Origin of the sequence: Parageobacillus galactosidasius (genome assembly GCF_002217735.1) — a bacterium.
Lineage (GTDB): Bacteria > Bacillota > Bacilli > Bacillales > Anoxybacillaceae > Parageobacillus_B > Parageobacillus_B toebii.
The window spans coordinates 1,156,933-1,171,990 of record NZ_NDYL01000001.1 but is presented as its reverse complement, the minus strand read 5'-3'; the positions used below and the strand labels follow the sequence as shown (position 1 = coordinate 1,171,990).

The window sequence follows — 15,058 nt, the reverse complement described above, 5'->3', positions numbered from 1 at the left end:
TTTATTCTCCTTTCAATGCCGCAACGGTCGCTTGTAAAGACTCAAGATCGTTCACTGCGTACACGCTCACGTTGCGGTTAATTTTTTTCACAAGTCCTGACAGCACTTTCCCCGGACCGATTTCAATAAATGTATCTACTCCTAAGCCGATCATCATTTCTACCGATTGTTCCCAGCGTACAGGAGAATACAATTGCTCGATTAATAGACGCAAAATCTCTTCTTTTTTCACGACCGGCTGTGCAGTAACGTTTGAAATAACAGGAATTTCAGCATCACGAATCGCAATGGTGTTTAGCACATCCTGCAATTTGCTTGCTGCCGGTTTCATAAGGGAAGAATGAAACGGACCGCTCACCTCAAGCGGAATAACCCTTTTTGCTCCTCGCTCTTTCGCAAGCTGCCCGGCTTTTTCTACTCCCGCTTTTGAACCGGAAATAACGATTTGCCCTGGACAGTTTAAATTCGCCAGCTGTACTGGATCGCCTTGTTCCGATACTTCTTTTGTCACCGCTTCAAGCGCGGCCGCATCCATTCCCAGCACCGCGGCCATCGTTCCTTCTCCTGCCGGCACCGCTTCTTCCATAAACTCCCCGCGTTTTCTTACCGCATACACCGCATCGGTAAACGAAATCGCTCCCGCTGCCACAAGCGCCGTATATTCTCCTAAACTATGGCCAGCGACGTAATCCGCCGTAATGCCGGCTTCTTTTACTTTTTCAAGAAGCGCAATGCTCGTCGTTAATAAGGCCGGCTGTGCGTTGTACGTTAAAGTCAGCGTTTCTTGCGGCCCTTCAAAAATAAGCGAAGAAAGCGAAAAACCAAGACGTTCGTCCGCGGACTGAAACACCGCAGCGATGTTGGCATCGCTTTGCGCGACGTCTTTTCCCATGCCTACCGTTTGCGACCCTTGTCCTGGAAAAATAAAAGCAATTTTCCCCATATGTTCCACTTCCCTTATGAATGATTTTGTTCAATCGCTTCTTTTATTGTAGTGATGATATCGTTCGCTACCATTTCCCGCGCCTGACGGACGGCGTGAAAGATGGCGTTCGCATCAGACGAACCGTGAGCTTTTACGACAGGAGCGTTTAGCCCAAACAGCGCAGCCCCTCCATATTCGGAATAATCCATCGTTTTTTTCAAATCTATTAATTTCGGCTTTAAAATAGCTGCCGCTAATTTGCTTAAAAAACTGCTTGTTAATGCTTCTTTTAACATAGAAAAAACGGAAATAGCCGTACCTTCAATCGTTTTTAATGCAACGTTGCCAGTAAAACCATCCGTGACAACCACATCGGCGACGCCTTGCAATAAATCGCGCGCTTCTACGTTGCCGATAAAATTAAGATCGGTTTCTCGCAAAAGTTGGAACGCCTTCTTGGCAACATCGTTTCCCTTTTGGTCTTCTGTTCCAACGTTTAATAGGCCGATGCGCGGGCGTGGAATTCCACGAACTTTTTCCGCGTACACCGCTCCCATTAAAGCATATTGCAACAGATGTTCCGGACGGGCATCGACGTTTGCTCCGACATCTAAAAACAAAAATCCTTCGCCGCCAATCGTCGGGAGCGTTGGTGCTAATGCAGGTCGATCAATCCCCGCGATTCGTCCGACGACGAATAGCCCTGCCGCCATAAGCGCGCCCGTATTTCCCGCCGATATACAAGCATCAGCGCGTCCTTCTTTCACTTCTTCGGCCATTAACACCATGGACGATTGTTTTTTTCTTCTTACCGCCCGCACTGGTTCATCCGTTGCTTCGATCACTTCATTAGTATGAATGACAGTGATCCGTTCGTCTGATGTAAGATAAGGGCGAATTTTGCCCTCGTCTCCGAATAGAGTAATATGTACATCTGAAAAGTGCTGAACGGCTTTCATCGCCCCGAGAACGATTTCTTTTGGTGCATGGTCTCCTCCCATCGCATCAATTGCTATTTTCATTGCTGTCTCCATCCTTTTTTTCGCGATTTGATCGATACATTTCAAACGTTCCGGAAAAGACAAGTTCTTGACCGACGTAGCTGTTTACTTCCACAATCGTTCGTCCGTTCTCTTTTTCGCCGACCACTTTTGCTTTCGCTACCACTCGTTCATTTTCTTTCACTTGTCTTGTAAAGCGAATGTTCGCTTTTGCTGTCAATGCAAGTTCATCGTTGATGACGGCAACGGCAAGTGAATTGGCTTGGGCAAATAAATGATGACCGCGCGCAATACGATTCCGCTTAAACACATGTTCTGATTTCACATCGAAAATAGAAATGGCGCTATGGTCGGGCTCAATGTCGATAATTTCCCCGATTACTTCCTCAATCGGAAGCGACCTGACTTTATCGGCCAGCGATTGCTGCGCGACATGTTTAATTCGCTCACGCAGTTCAGGTATCGACAACTCTAAACGGTCTAAGCGGATCGTTTGAACGCTGACGGAAAATTTTTCAGCTAATTCCTCATCGGTAATAAACGGATTTTCTTGAATCGTTTCTTGCAAAAGCCGTTGTCGTTCCCGTTTGCTTTTTCGCATCTATTTACACCGTCCACTTCTATGACTAGGTACTAATAGTAGTATATAATCTCAAAAAAAAGATTGCAAGCAAAAAAAGTGGTTTCATTCTTCGGTAAAAATGGCGAAAACAGCTCCGCATCAATCTAATTTTTCGCCATCCAGCACACCGGATTCTTGTAAATAAAGACGCAGCCATTGATACGGCTCATCGCGCCAAAAAGCAGTAGATTGAACTAATTTTGCCGCATCGTTGCGCGCTACTTCCAGAATGCGATAATCATGTACGACGTCTCCAAATTTAAATTCAGGCATACCACTTTGTTTGGTGCCAAAAAAATCACCAGGGCCGCGCAACTGCAAGTCTTTCTCTGATAGAACAAATCCGTCTGTCGTTTCCGTCATAATGCGCATTCTCTCTTTTCCTGTTTCTGATTTTGGATCAGCAATTAAAATACAATATGATTGCTCATCACCGCGGCCGACCCGACCGCGCAATTGATGCAGCTGTGCCAGTCCAAATCGTTCCGCATCGTAAATCACCATGACAGTGGCGTTCGGGACATTTACGCCAACTTCCACAACCGTAGTAGAAACTAACACTTGCACACGATTTTCGCTGAACGCTTTCATTACTTCCTCTTTTTCCTCCGAAGAAAGCCGTCCGTGCATAAGGCCGATATGATATTTCCCTTTGTAATAATGTGTCAACATGCTATGAACATCAATCGCGTTTTGCACATCTAATTTTTCCGATTCTTCAATGAGCGGACAAATGACATATGCTTGGCGTCCTTTTTGAATTTCTTTTTCGATAAAATCAAGAACGCGTTCAAACATATGGTGTTTTACCCAATATGTCTGCACTTTTTTTCTTCCGGCCGGCATTTCGTCGATCACCGACACATCCATTTCGCCAAACGCAGTAATGGCAAGCGTTCGCGGAATTGGTGTCGCCGTCATCATCAACACGTCAGGCGATTGCCCTTTTTCGCGCAAAATCCGGCGCTGTTCCACTCCAAACCGATGTTGTTCGTCTGTAATCACCAAACCAAGCTGCTTGAAATTTACTTCTTCTTGAATAAGTGCATGTGTCCCAATAATAATGTCAATATCTCCACAAGCAAGCTGTTCTAAAATTTCCTTTCTTTTCTTTCCTTTCACAGAACTTGTTAGTAACGCCACCGTTACATTGGTTGATGTGAATAATGTTTGCAATGACTGCGCGTGCTGCTCCGCTAGAATTTCCGTCGGCACCATTAGCGCTCCTTGATAGCCGGATAGAACGGCAGCATATAATACAATCGCCGCAACGACCGTTTTTCCCGAACCAACGTCTCCTTGAAGAAGGCGGTTCATACGGTATGGGGATCGCATATCCGCTAGTATTTCATGAACAACGCGCTGCTGTGCTTTTGTCAACGAAAATGGAAGCTGTTGGATGAAGGCATGCAATTTTTCCTCCGAAAACGAATGGGCGATTCCTTCCGAATATTCTCTTTGCACTTTACGAAGAGCATGAATTTTTAATTGAAAAAGCAAAAATTCCTCGTATACAAGCCTCCGTCTCGCCTGCTTCAATTCCTCATGAGAACGTGGAAAATGGATCGCCCGAATCGCTTCCTGCTTTGAAATAAGCCGGTACGTTTGCCGTATCGATAGCGGGAGCGGATCCACGATTGCTTCGCCGTATTGCGTTAAAGCCAACTTGATAAAACGACGCATTCCTTTCACTGTGATGGATCCACGAACCGAGTAAACAGGTTCAATTTCCCGCTTTTGCGGCAGCGGTCCTAATTTCAATTCATATGCCGTAATCATTTGACGGTGTTGATCCCATTTTCCAATGACTGTAACGGTATCGTTAATGGATAATTTTCCTTTTAAATAAGGACGATTGAAACAAACGACGGTGATTAAATACCGTCCCACAAGCAGACGAAATGTTAAGCGCGATTTTTTTTTCGCATAATAGGTAAGAGAAGGCTCGCTATGAACCTTCCCTTCGACTGTTACTTTTTCGTCGTGTTTTACTTCCGCTAAATCTTTTATCTCATAATCTTCATAGCGGTATGGAATATGCATAAACAATTCCTCGATCGTTGTAATCCCCATTTCTCGAAGCGCTTCACTTGTTTCTTCTCCAATTCCCTTTATTGCTGTAACAGGTTGTTGCAACTCACGATTCACGGCTATTAGCTGAAACGCCGAAAATTTTTGCCGCTAAAGCGCGGCCGGTCGGCGTTGCTGCTAACCCTCCTTCTGCAGTTTCTTTCAATGCAGTTGGCATCGTTTCACCGATGCGAAACATCGCTTCAATGACCTCATCACATGGAATGCGGCTTTTAATACCAGCAAGCGCCATGTCTGCTGCTACCATCGCATTTGCCGCTCCCATCGCATTTCGCTTTACACATGGAACTTCGACAAGACCAGCGACAGGATCACATACTAATCCTAACATATTTTTTAAAGCGATCGCCATCGCTTCCGCTGCTTGGCTCGGCGTTCCCCCGGCAAGTTCGACTAACGCTGCCGCCGCCATTCCCGCGGCTGAGCCGACCTCCGCTTGACACCCTCCAGCCGCGCCAGAGATGGAGGCGTTATTGGCAACAACAAAACCGAATGCCCCCGCTGTAAATAAAAATTCAATCATCTCTTCACGCGTCGGCTTTAATTTTTCTTTTACTGCAAAAAGCGTCCCCGGAACAACTCCGGCGGAACCCGCAGTCGGCGTCGCGCAGATGACGCCCATTGCCGCGTTTACTTCATTTGTCGCCACCGCTTTACTAACGGCATCTAAAATCGTTTCTCCTGATAAAAAATTCCCTTGTCTGATATATTGTTGCAACAACACCGAATCCCCGCCAGTGAGCCCCGATCTGGAGACAACGCCGGCAAGCCCTTTTGCAACCGCTTGTTCCATTACTTGCAAGTTTTTATCCATTTGCGCAAAAATTTCTTCACGGCTTCTCCCCGTTACTTCTATCTCTTGCCGAATCATTACTTCGGCAATTTTAATGTTTTGGCTTTCCGCCAATTGCACAAGTTCAGCAACGTTGCGAAACATCATGATGCGGCCTCCTTTTTTGCAAACGCTTACGCTAATCCGCAATGTTTGTTACTTGGATAATATGCGGCAACGCTGTCAGTTCATCAATCACTGTTTGATCAATCGGCTGATCTATTTCAATGGTCATCAACGCTTCTTTTCCTTTTTCTTTCCGTGACACTTCCATATGTCCAATATTAATCGCATATTTCGCTAAAACATTCGCCACCGACGCGATCGCCCCGTACCGGTCATTATGCATAATGAGCAATGCCGGATGATGGCCAGACAACTTCAACTCAAATCCGTTTAACTCGATAATCTCGATTTTTCCACCGCCAATGGAAATACCGACAAGTTCCAATTCCCCTTTTTCATCTCCAATGCGCACTCTCGCAGTGTTAGGATGATGAGGAATCGCATCTTCTTCATAAAAAGTGACTTCCATTCCTTCTTGTTTCGCAATTTCAAGCGAATAAGGAATTCGCTCATCAAATGTATCGAAATCAAGAAGGCCACCAACAATGGCTACATTGGTTCCATGCCCTTTATACGTTTGCGCAAAAGAGCCGTAAAAAGAAATATGTGCCCATTTCGGTTTTCTGCCAAATAAGCTGCGCGCCACTCTCCCGATTCGCGCCGCTCCCGCTGTATGCGAACTCGACGGGCCAATCATAATCGGTCCGATAATATCAAAGACGCTTTTATATTTCACATTTTCACTCCCTTAATATTACAATAAAATAGAAGGGGAACTCCCCTTCTACTATTCTAACATAATTTATTCAACAGAAAAGATAAATGGATATAACGGCTGTTTTCCGTTATGCACTTCCACTTCTACGTCCGGATATGTTTCCTCAATATAAGAAACAATTGCTTCGACTTCCTCTTCTGTTGCTTCTTCCCCATATATCATTGTAACGATTTCACTATCTTCATCAATTAGCGTATTAAGCAGCTGCTTCGTCACCAAAAGCTTATCTCTTTCCGCCGCAACGATTTTATTATCAGCAAGACCCATATAATCGTCTTTTTCAATCTCCACCCCATCGATCGTTGTATCCCGTACTGAAAACGTAACTTGTCCTGTTTTGACACGCGACAAGGCGACCGTCATTGCTTTTTCATTTTGTTCCTCAGAAAGTGATGGATTAAACGCCAGCAATGCCGACATCCCTTGAGGGACTGTTTTCGATGGAATGACGATCACCTTTTGGTTGACGACGGTCGCAGCTTGTTGTGCTGTCATAATAATGTTTTTATTATTTGGAAGCACGAATACTGTTTCTGCGTTAATGCTTTCAATTGCTTTTACGATATCCTCCGTGCTCGGGTTCATCGTTTGGCCGCCTTCAATGACAACGTGTGCGCCGATGCTTTTAAACAGCTCGGCAACGCCGGATCCCATCGCTATTGTCACAATTCCATATTTCTCTTTTTGTTTCGCCTTCGATGCGCTCGAAGCAGCATTGCGTTCTTGATTTACTATATTTGCGTGCTGTTGGCGCATATTTTCAATTTTAATGTTTATTAAACTTCCGTATTTTTGTCCATATGTCAGTACTTCGCCAGGCTGTTCTGTGTGAATATGCACTTTTACAAGTTCATCATCAGCAATGACTAATAATGAGTCACCGAATCGGCTTAAATCTTGACGAAACGCTTCTTCAGAGAATGGATGTTTTTGCAATTTATCTCGTTCAAACCGTACCATAAATTCGGTACAGTAACCAAACTCAATTTCATCCGTATCGATATGGCTTTGTGCACTTTTATGATGTTCAGCATTGATTAATTCTTGCATCGAGACTTCTATAGGCTTTCGATCAGCAACATTTTCCCCTTTTAATGCGCTCAAAAATCCTTCATATACGTAGACAAGTCCTTGACCGCCGCTATCGACAACCCCCACTTCTTTTAATACCGGCAATAATTCAGGTGTGCGTTGCAAAGACGCCTTCGCTTCCTTCACTACCTCTTCCATCACAATGGCAATGTCTTGTTCTTTTTTTGCGACTTCTACCGCCCGCTTCGCCGCGTCTTTCGCTACGGTCAGTATCGTGCCTTCCACCGGCTTCATTACCGCTTTATAAGCGGTGGTGACACCTGCTTCAAGCGCAGCAGCAAATTCCGCACTATTAATTTCTTTTTTCGCTTCCACCGCTTTCGCAAAACCACGAAACAATTGCGATAAAATCACTCCTGAATTTCCGCGTGCTCCCATCAATAGCCCTTTTGCTAATGCACTGCCGACTTTTCCAATATGATCAGAAATGTTATTTTTTACTTCCTTTGCACCAGAAGTCATCGATAAATTCATATTCGTGCCTGTATCGCCATCCGGAACCGGAAAGACGTTCAGCGCATCGACCGCTTTTGCATTGTTGGATAAATGCGCCGCTCCTTGAAAGACCATTTCTGCAAACAGTCTTCCGTCAAGTATCCTAATTGTCACCTACTAACTCCTCCTTACTACGGATTCGTTACACGAACCCCTTGAACATAAATATTAATCGACTGTACAGAAAGCCCTAACATTTGATCAAGCGTATATTTCACTTTTGTTTGCACATTGTGAGCAACTTCAGAAATTTTCGTTCCATAGCTAACAATAATGTACATATCGATATGCACTTCCCCATTTTCTTCTCGGACAATCACACCTTTAGAAAAGTTTTCCCTCCGCAAAATTTCAGAAATTCCGTCTTTAATTTGATTTTTCGATGCCATTCCAACGATTCCGTAGCAATCGACCGCAGCGCCCCCTGCAATCATCGCAATTACATCATTGGAAATTTCGATTCTCCCGTATTTCGTTTGCAATTCAATGGACATGACAGTTCCCCCTTCGGAATTGTTCGCATAGCTACAGTCATTGTACTATAACGCTCTGCTTTTTAAAAGTTCTCCCATCGCCCACTAGTATTATTTAGCCGAAAATAAAAATATATGTCAAGGATATTTTCTTGAAAGATAAAACATCATATATTGAAATTTAACTGTTTGTATGGTAAATTATAATAGTGTTTTTTAGACTCACATCGGAATGCGGTACGAGTAAGGAGGGAAAAAAGATGGCAAAATGCTTTGTGACAGGAAAGAAAAAATCTTTCGGCAATTCACGTTCACATGCGATGAATGCAAATAAACGCACATGGAAAGTAAACCTTCAAAAAGTTCGTATTTTAGTCGATGGAAAACCAAAACGTGTATGGGTGTCTGCCCGCGCATTAAAATCTGGAAAAGTACAACGCGTTTAACGGACACCGCATAATAAAAAAGCACCAAAAAATTGGTGCTTTTTTATTATCCTTTTTTAAAGGAATTTAACATGGCACGCACAATTCCACCAAGAAATTTCGGTAATTTAATGGTATAAAATTTCATTCCGATTCCCTCCTCACTGCCATCATAACGGACTTTCCTTCATCTCTTTATAAGTATATTCCCTTCACTTTAAATCGTACCTACATCGCTACTTCTTATCATCATTAATATGCCTTTGGAAAATGAAAAAGTACCAGAAGATTGGATAAGTTCGTTACTAATACATAGTGTCGAACCTCGAAAAATATGACTATTTGTTAGCGGATATTTAAATCCATCCAACGTCATTCCTTTAATATCATTGGAAATCGGAATGTAAGAAACGTATCGATATCGTTCATCGTAAAAAACGGTGTACGTGCCTGGAAGATGGACAGTCACAATATTTTGTCTGTCGATCATCTCAATCGGTTTCCCTGCGTATTTGATCAGCAATTGAACATTGCCAAATAAATGGTCAAGGCGGCCGCCGGTTGCTCCAAAAATGCGGATTTTATCCGCTTCTTGCTGCACCGCCCAATCAAGCGCAATTTCCATATCGGTTTTATCTTTTTCCGCCGGCCATATATCAAGATCATCGAGTGTTTTTTGTAGTAATATAATCTCTTCCGTCGTCATGGAGTCAAAATCACCAAACGCTTTTATCGGCCGGATTCCCGCTTCAAGCAGCGTCTTTGTTCCACGATCCACCCCGATCCATCGTACATGTTCTCCATCGTAACTAGCTAAAGAGGGAAGATGTTCACTCGGTCCGCCGCCGACAATATGAATAAACATACGTTTCTTCCTTTCTTGCTTACTCTAAAGCGGAAGGTTATACACCTTCCGCCTCATTTTCGCCACGAATGGCACGAATCGCCGCAGCACGGTCACGTTCATTATAAATAGCAGAACCAGCAACAAGCACGTTTGCCCCAGCCTCCATGCATAGGCGGGCTGTTTTGGCATTAATCCCGCCATCTACTTCAATTTCTACAAATCGTCCTCTTTCTTTCACCAGTTGCGCAACTTGTCGAATTTTTGGCAATACAGATGGAATAAATTTCTGTCCTCCAAATCCTGGATTAACTGTCATCAATAACACTAAATCAACATCATCGATAATATGTTGAATCATTTCTACCGGCGTATGTGGATTTAAGACAACTCCGGCTTTTACTCCTTGCTCTTTAATTAAATGAATCGTACGATGCAAGTGTGGGCACGCTTCCACATGAACGGATAAATAATCCGCTCCCGCCTTTGCAAAAGCAGGAATGTATCGGTCAGGCTGCTCAATCATTAAATGAACATCTAAAGGAAGCTTTGTAATGGGACGAATCGCTTCGACAATTAGCGGTCCGATCGTAATGTTCGGCACGAAATGGCCATCCATCACATCAACATGAATGTAATCGGCTCCACCTTGTTCCACGTCACGGATCTCCTCAGCAAGCCGCGCGAAATCGGCGGATAAAATCGATGGTGCAATTTTTACCATAGTTAATACCTCGGCTTTCGTTCTTTAATTTCTTCGACAAAACTAATGTAATTCTCATATCGGTAAGAAGGGATTTTACCCGATTCGACCGCTTCTCTCACAGCGCATTTTGGCTCCGCGATGTGCAAACATCCGCGGAATTTACATTCCTCGCTGCGCTCACAAAACTCTGGAAAATAAAGCGGCAGCTCTTCCAATTCTATATCATCAAGCTCTAACGCACTAAAACCTGGCGTATCAGCAACAAGGCCGCCGCCAATTTCCAACAATTCTACATGGCGGGTTGTATGTTTTCCACGTCCTAAATGTGTAGAAATATCATTGGTTTTTAACTGCAAATCCGGACGGAGCGCATTTAAAAGCGAGGATTTCCCGACGCCGGATTGCCCAGCAAAAACGGAAATATGCCCTTCTAAATATGAAAGCAACTGTTCTACTCCTAATTTGGTGATGGTTGACGTTTCAATGACATCATAGCCTATTTGCCGATAATCACGAATATATTGTTCCATTGTTGGTTTTGTCTGGTCGTCCACTAAATCCATTTTATTCACGACAATAATCGGACGAATATGTTTGGATTCGACAAGAACGAGAAAACGGTCGAGAAGTCTTGTGCTAAAATCTGGCTCCACTGCCGAAAACACTAAAATCGCTTGTTCTACGTTAGCGATTGGCGGACGAACGAGCCAGTTTTTTCGTTCGCGTATATTCATAATATATCCTTCTGTTTCGCTCGTCGCCTGAAACTCGACATGATCCCCGACAAGAGGAGTAATTTTCTGCTTTCGAAATACTCCTCTGCCTCGGCATTGAAACACCTTTCCTTCCGATAATACATAATAAAATCCGCTTAGCGCTTTAATAATCTTTCCTTCTGCCATAGCCTCACTCCTTTGTGACATTGTTTGGATATGGAATTGTTCCTTCATCCTTTACTACATTGTTTACAATGACACGATAATACGCCGTTTCCTTATATGGAATTTCAAATTCCACCGTCTCCGTTACCGGTGCGGTCAGACGGTATGTTTTATACGGCGTTGTCATATTATGTTTGGCATCTTGAATATATAATTGCGCTTCCATCACTTGTCCTTCTTCTTCCGGTTCATATGGAATTTCAATATCTTTTATCACCGTTTTCACAGGAAGCGTCTCCTTGCCGCGTGAAATAATTACTGTAATGGTATCGCCTTTATCTACTTTTTCATTGGCTGTAGGTGTTTGAGAAATAACGAGCCCTTCCGGAACTTTATCCGAATATTCGTATTTTACCTTCAAGTACAACTGTTGATCATCTACATAATCACGCACACTCTTTTCTGTATATCCCGTCAAGTCTTTCAACATAATTTTTTCCGGACCAAGGCTGACAGTGAAAATCACTTTTGTTTCTTCAGGAATGACTTTATCTCCTGCATAAGGAAATTGATCGATAATGGTACCAGGAGGCTTGTCGCTATAACGTTCATTGCGTGTAACATTCATAAAATTTTCGTTTTTCAGCTGTGCTTCCGCTGTTTCGATATCTTCGCCGATAAAATCGCCAAACTCTACTTTCTTTTTACCGATGCTTTTATAAATAATAACAGCAGATCCTTCCTTTACCATCATTCCTGCTTCCGGTTTCGTGCGTACAACCTTTCCTTCTGCGATTTCGTCATCCTCGACGTCAATCGTATCTTTAATCTCCAATCCTAGCGATGATAACTTTTCGACCGCCTCGTCATAATCTTCATTGACGACATTCGGCATTGTCACTTCTTTCGGAAAAATCAAATCGGGAATCCACGTAACAGCGCTCACCCCCGCTGCTGCAAGAAATAAAAATAACGCAGTAAGCCAAACAATCCATTTTCGCTTTTTCTTCGGTTTTGTTTCTTTTTTCTCTTCTTCCTTTTTTTCTTCGTAAACAATGGTTTGCTGTTCCAGCCCGGCGCTGACAAGGCTCTCTCTAATAACAGGAATCGCCTTTGTCGGTTCTTCATCATCGGCAGGAATCATAAATTTTTGCTCATTGACGCGTTCCGGATCTAAAGCCGTGCTGATATCCTCATTCATTTCCCTTGCCGAACGGTAACGATAAAACGGATCTTTCGCCATCGCTTTTAAAATAATATTCTCGACACTTTGAGGAATACTAGGATTCCATGCTTTTGGAGAAGGAGTTTCCGCCTGCAAATGTTTGAGCACAATCGATACGGCAGACTCTCCAGAAAAAGGGAGCCGCCCTGTTACAAGCTCAAACATGACAATTCCTAGGGAGTAAATGTCGGATTTTTCTGTCGCAATTCCGCCTCGCGCTTGTTCGGGGGACAAATAATGAACAGAGCCAAGCACCGAATTTGTTTGCGTAATCGTAGTAGAACTACGGGCAACGGCAATCCCGAAATCAGTTACTTTTACATCTCCATTCTCATCAATTAAAATGTTTTGCGGCTTAATATCCCGATGAATAACCCCGTTTTCATGAGCGTGCGCAATCGCTGATGTTAATTGCTCCATAATATGAAGCGCCTTTGGAACCGGGAGGGGGGCGTGCTGATGAATATATTGTTTTAATGTATACCCGCGCACATACTCCATGACAATATAATAAATGCCTTCATCTTCTCCAACATCATAAATGGTGACGATATTTTCGTGATTCAAACTCGTTGCCGCCTGTGCTTCGCGGTGAAACCGTTTGATAAACTGTTCATCATTGGCAAAATCAAAGCGCAATACTTTTACGGCGACGTCGCGGTCTAAAATGATATCTCTCGCTAAATAAACATTTGCCATCCCACCGCCGCCAATTAAACTAATAATTTTATAGCGATCATTTAACCGTTTGCCGATGAGCATGCGGATCACCTACTTTCACGTTCCAATGAAAAATCAATAATTGCCAGCGTAATATTGTCTTCTCCTCCATGTTCATTTGCCAAGTCAATTAGCGCTTGCGCCTTGTGCTCGAGCGAGTCGTCTGATGTCAAAATATGTACCATCATTTGTTCCGATACTTTGTTTGACAAACCATCCGAACATAAAAGCAACATATCATGCTCATCGATGCTGATTGTCTTCATATCCAATTTCACTTCTTTTTCCGTGCCGAGCGCGCGCAACAAAACATTTTTACGCGGATGGTGTTCTGCATCTTCCTTTGAAATTTGCCCCGTTTTCACTAATTCATTGACGAGTGAATGGTCTTCCGTAATTTGCTGAAATCCATTTTTATTTAAAAGGTAACAACGGCTGTCGCCAATATGGCCGACCGTGACAAACTGGTCAGTGCAAATCGCGCTGACAATCGTTGTCCCCATTCCTTGGCATTCCGTATGCTTCAAGGAATGCTCGAATAAAATCCGGTTCACAGCCGCTACATGATCTTTCAACCATTGCTCTGCTATATCTGGAGAAGAGATGTGCTCTGACTGTTCCCATTCTTCTTTTAAATAGGAAATCGTCATTTCACTCGCAACATCGCCGGCGCGATGTCCCCCCATCCCATCTGCAACAACCGCCAAATAATGCCCGTCTTTATTTTGAAAAACTCCGCCGCTGTCTTCGTTGTGAGCCCGAATTTTACCAATGTCGGTTTGAAAAACGACTTTCATTATTTCACCTCGTCTCTTCTTTTCGCTCCTTCGCGCGAAGCTGCCCACATGCTGCGTCAATATCGTGTCCGTGTTCGCGGCGAATCGTAACATTGATTCCATGTTTTTTTAATGCGCGTTCAAACGCAAAAATTTGGTCGCGCGGTGTCCGCACATAATTTCGTTCCGGCACATAGTTTACCGGAATTAAGTTAACGTGGCATTTCAATCCTTTAATGAGCTCGGCTAGCTGTTCCGCATGTTCGATTTGGTCATTGACTCCGCCAAACAATCCGTATTCAAACGTAACGCGTCGCCCTGTTTTTTCAATGTAATAACGGACAGCATCCATTAATTTTGGAAGCGGATATGCTTTATTGATCGGCATTAACTTCGTGCGCAGCTCTGTCGTCGGGGCATGCAGCGAAATCGCAAAATTCACTTGCATTCCTTCATCCGCAAATTGGTAAATTTTCGGGATGATCCCGCTTGTAGAAACGGTGATATGTCGTGCACCGATGTTCAACCCTTTTGAATGGTTGACGATTTTCAAAAATTTTATCAGCTCATCGTAATTGTCAAACGGCTCGCCGATTCCCATGACGACAATGCTGCTTACGCGCTCTCCTTGTTCATCAAGCGCTTTTTGTACTTTTACGACTTGCGCTACAATTTCTCCTGCTTCTAAATGACGCTTTAATCCGCCAAGCGTCGAAGCGCAAAATGTGCAGCCGATGCGGCAGCCAACCTGTGTCGTTACACAAATGGAATTTCCATAATTGTGACGCATCAACACTGTTTCAATCGAATATCCGTCATGAAGTTCAAACAAAAATTTAATGGTGCCGTCTTTTGATGTTTGTTTCACTAACGTTTTTAATGTTGTAATATCGAAATGTTCGCTTAGTTTTTCACGTAACGTTTTCGGAAGGTTGGTCATCTCAGAAAAATCGGTTGCCCGTTTTTGATATAACCATTCATATATTTGCGTGGCACGAAATGGTTTTTCTCCTTGCTCGATGATCCAATCTTTTAACTGTTCGAACGTAAGTGAATAAATCGATGGATTGCGTGATACTGTTTCTTCTTTTTTCTGTTTTGCAATA

Annotated in this window: 16 protein-coding genes; 1 reads left to right on the top strand and 15 read right to left on the bottom strand. The window is 43.4% G+C overall.

Annotation, left to right across the window (positions count from 1 at the left end; all coding sequences use genetic code 11):
• Position 1: 1 nt before the first annotated feature.
• From fabD to B9L23_RS06165, 8 genes are all read right to left on the bottom strand, one after another.
• Positions 2 to 943 carry an ACP S-malonyltransferase gene (gene fabD / locus B9L23_RS06200; protein WP_015863413.1) on the bottom strand — a complete coding sequence of 314 codons (942 nt, stop codon included), beginning with the start codon at positions 941 to 943 and terminating at the stop codon, positions 2 to 4.
• Between the two features lie 14 nt (positions 944 to 957).
• Positions 958 to 1,947, bottom strand: a complete 990-nt coding sequence (gene plsX, locus B9L23_RS06195; RefSeq protein WP_062753429.1) for a phosphate acyltransferase PlsX — start codon at positions 1,945 to 1,947, stop codon at positions 958 to 960.
• Positions 1,931 to 2,527, bottom strand: a complete 597-nt coding sequence (gene fapR, locus B9L23_RS06190) for a transcription factor FapR (RefSeq protein ID WP_015863411.1) — start codon at positions 2,525 to 2,527, stop codon at positions 1,931 to 1,933. Before fapR ends, plsX begins: the two co-directional genes overlap by 17 nt.
• A gap of 120 nt (positions 2,528 to 2,647) precedes the next feature.
• Positions 2,648 to 4,696: an ATP-dependent DNA helicase RecG gene (gene recG / locus B9L23_RS06185; protein ID WP_089097060.1), complete on the bottom strand. Its 2,049-nt coding sequence runs from the start codon at positions 4,694 to 4,696 to the stop codon at positions 2,648 to 2,650.
• On the bottom strand, positions 4,686 to 5,576 hold the full coding sequence (gene sdaAA / locus B9L23_RS06180; protein ID WP_041269848.1) for an L-serine ammonia-lyase, iron-sulfur-dependent, subunit alpha: 891 nt from the start codon (positions 5,574 to 5,576) through the stop codon (positions 4,686 to 4,688). Before sdaAA ends, recG begins: the two co-directional genes overlap by 11 nt.
• Positions 5,577 to 5,610: 34 nt before the next feature.
• A complete protein-coding gene (sdaAB, locus tag B9L23_RS06175) occupies positions 5,611 to 6,273 on the bottom strand; it encodes an L-serine ammonia-lyase, iron-sulfur-dependent subunit beta (protein ID WP_062753433.1) in 663 nt (220 codons plus the stop codon).
• A 66-nt stretch (positions 6,274 to 6,339) separates the two neighbouring features.
• Positions 6,340 to 8,016 carry a DAK2 domain-containing protein gene (locus B9L23_RS06170; protein WP_089097059.1) on the bottom strand — a complete coding sequence of 559 codons (1,677 nt, stop codon included), beginning with the start codon at positions 8,014 to 8,016 and terminating at the stop codon, positions 6,340 to 6,342.
• Positions 8,017 to 8,033: 17 nt separating this feature from the next.
• A complete protein-coding gene (locus B9L23_RS06165; RefSeq protein WP_015863406.1) occupies positions 8,034 to 8,396 on the bottom strand; it encodes an Asp23/Gls24 family envelope stress response protein in 363 nt (120 codons plus the stop codon).
• A gap of 239 nt (positions 8,397 to 8,635) precedes the next feature.
• Between B9L23_RS06165 and rpmB the strand changes: the two genes are divergently transcribed.
• Positions 8,636 to 8,821, top strand: coding sequence for a 50S ribosomal protein L28 (gene rpmB, locus B9L23_RS06160; protein ID WP_015863405.1), 186 nt, complete (start codon positions 8,636 to 8,638; stop codon positions 8,819 to 8,821).
• Positions 8,822 to 8,867: 46 nt separating this feature from the next.
• Here rpmB and spoVM read toward each other — a convergent pair whose 3' ends face one another.
• The 7 genes from spoVM to rlmN all read right to left on the bottom strand — a co-directional run bounded on the left by spoVM (position 8,868) and on the right by rlmN (position 15,057).
• Positions 8,868 to 8,948, bottom strand: a complete 81-nt coding sequence (spoVM, locus tag B9L23_RS06155) for a stage V sporulation protein SpoVM (protein ID WP_003394991.1) — start codon at positions 8,946 to 8,948, stop codon at positions 8,868 to 8,870.
• Positions 8,949 to 9,017: 69 nt separating this feature from the next.
• Positions 9,018 to 9,665 (bottom strand): thiamine diphosphokinase, encoded by a 648-nt coding sequence (locus B9L23_RS06150; RefSeq protein WP_081189366.1) that lies wholly within the window; start codon positions 9,663 to 9,665, stop codon positions 9,018 to 9,020.
• Positions 9,666 to 9,702: 37 nt separating this feature from the next.
• The gene (rpe, locus tag B9L23_RS06145; protein WP_015863403.1) at positions 9,703 to 10,368 is read right to left on the bottom strand and encodes a ribulose-phosphate 3-epimerase; all 666 of its coding nucleotides are present in this window, start codon (positions 10,366 to 10,368) and stop codon (positions 9,703 to 9,705) included.
• A gap of 2 nt (positions 10,369 to 10,370) precedes the next feature.
• Positions 10,371 to 11,252 (bottom strand): ribosome small subunit-dependent GTPase A, encoded by an 882-nt coding sequence (rsgA, locus tag B9L23_RS06140; protein WP_015863402.1) that lies wholly within the window; start codon positions 11,250 to 11,252, stop codon positions 10,371 to 10,373.
• Positions 11,253 to 11,256: 4 nt separating this feature from the next.
• Positions 11,257 to 13,218 (bottom strand): Stk1 family PASTA domain-containing Ser/Thr kinase, encoded by a 1,962-nt coding sequence (gene pknB / locus B9L23_RS06135; RefSeq protein WP_089097058.1) that lies wholly within the window; start codon positions 13,216 to 13,218, stop codon positions 11,257 to 11,259.
• Between the two features lie 5 nt (positions 13,219 to 13,223).
• Positions 13,224 to 13,973 carry a Stp1/IreP family PP2C-type Ser/Thr phosphatase gene (locus B9L23_RS06130; protein ID WP_015863400.1) on the bottom strand — a complete coding sequence of 250 codons (750 nt, stop codon included), beginning with the start codon at positions 13,971 to 13,973 and terminating at the stop codon, positions 13,224 to 13,226.
• 4 nt (positions 13,974 to 13,977) lie between these two features.
• Positions 13,978 to 15,057, bottom strand: a complete 1,080-nt coding sequence (gene rlmN / locus B9L23_RS06125; RefSeq protein WP_373467267.1) for a dual-specificity RNA methyltransferase RlmN — start codon at positions 15,055 to 15,057, stop codon at positions 13,978 to 13,980.
• Position 15,058: the final 1 nt, after the last annotated feature.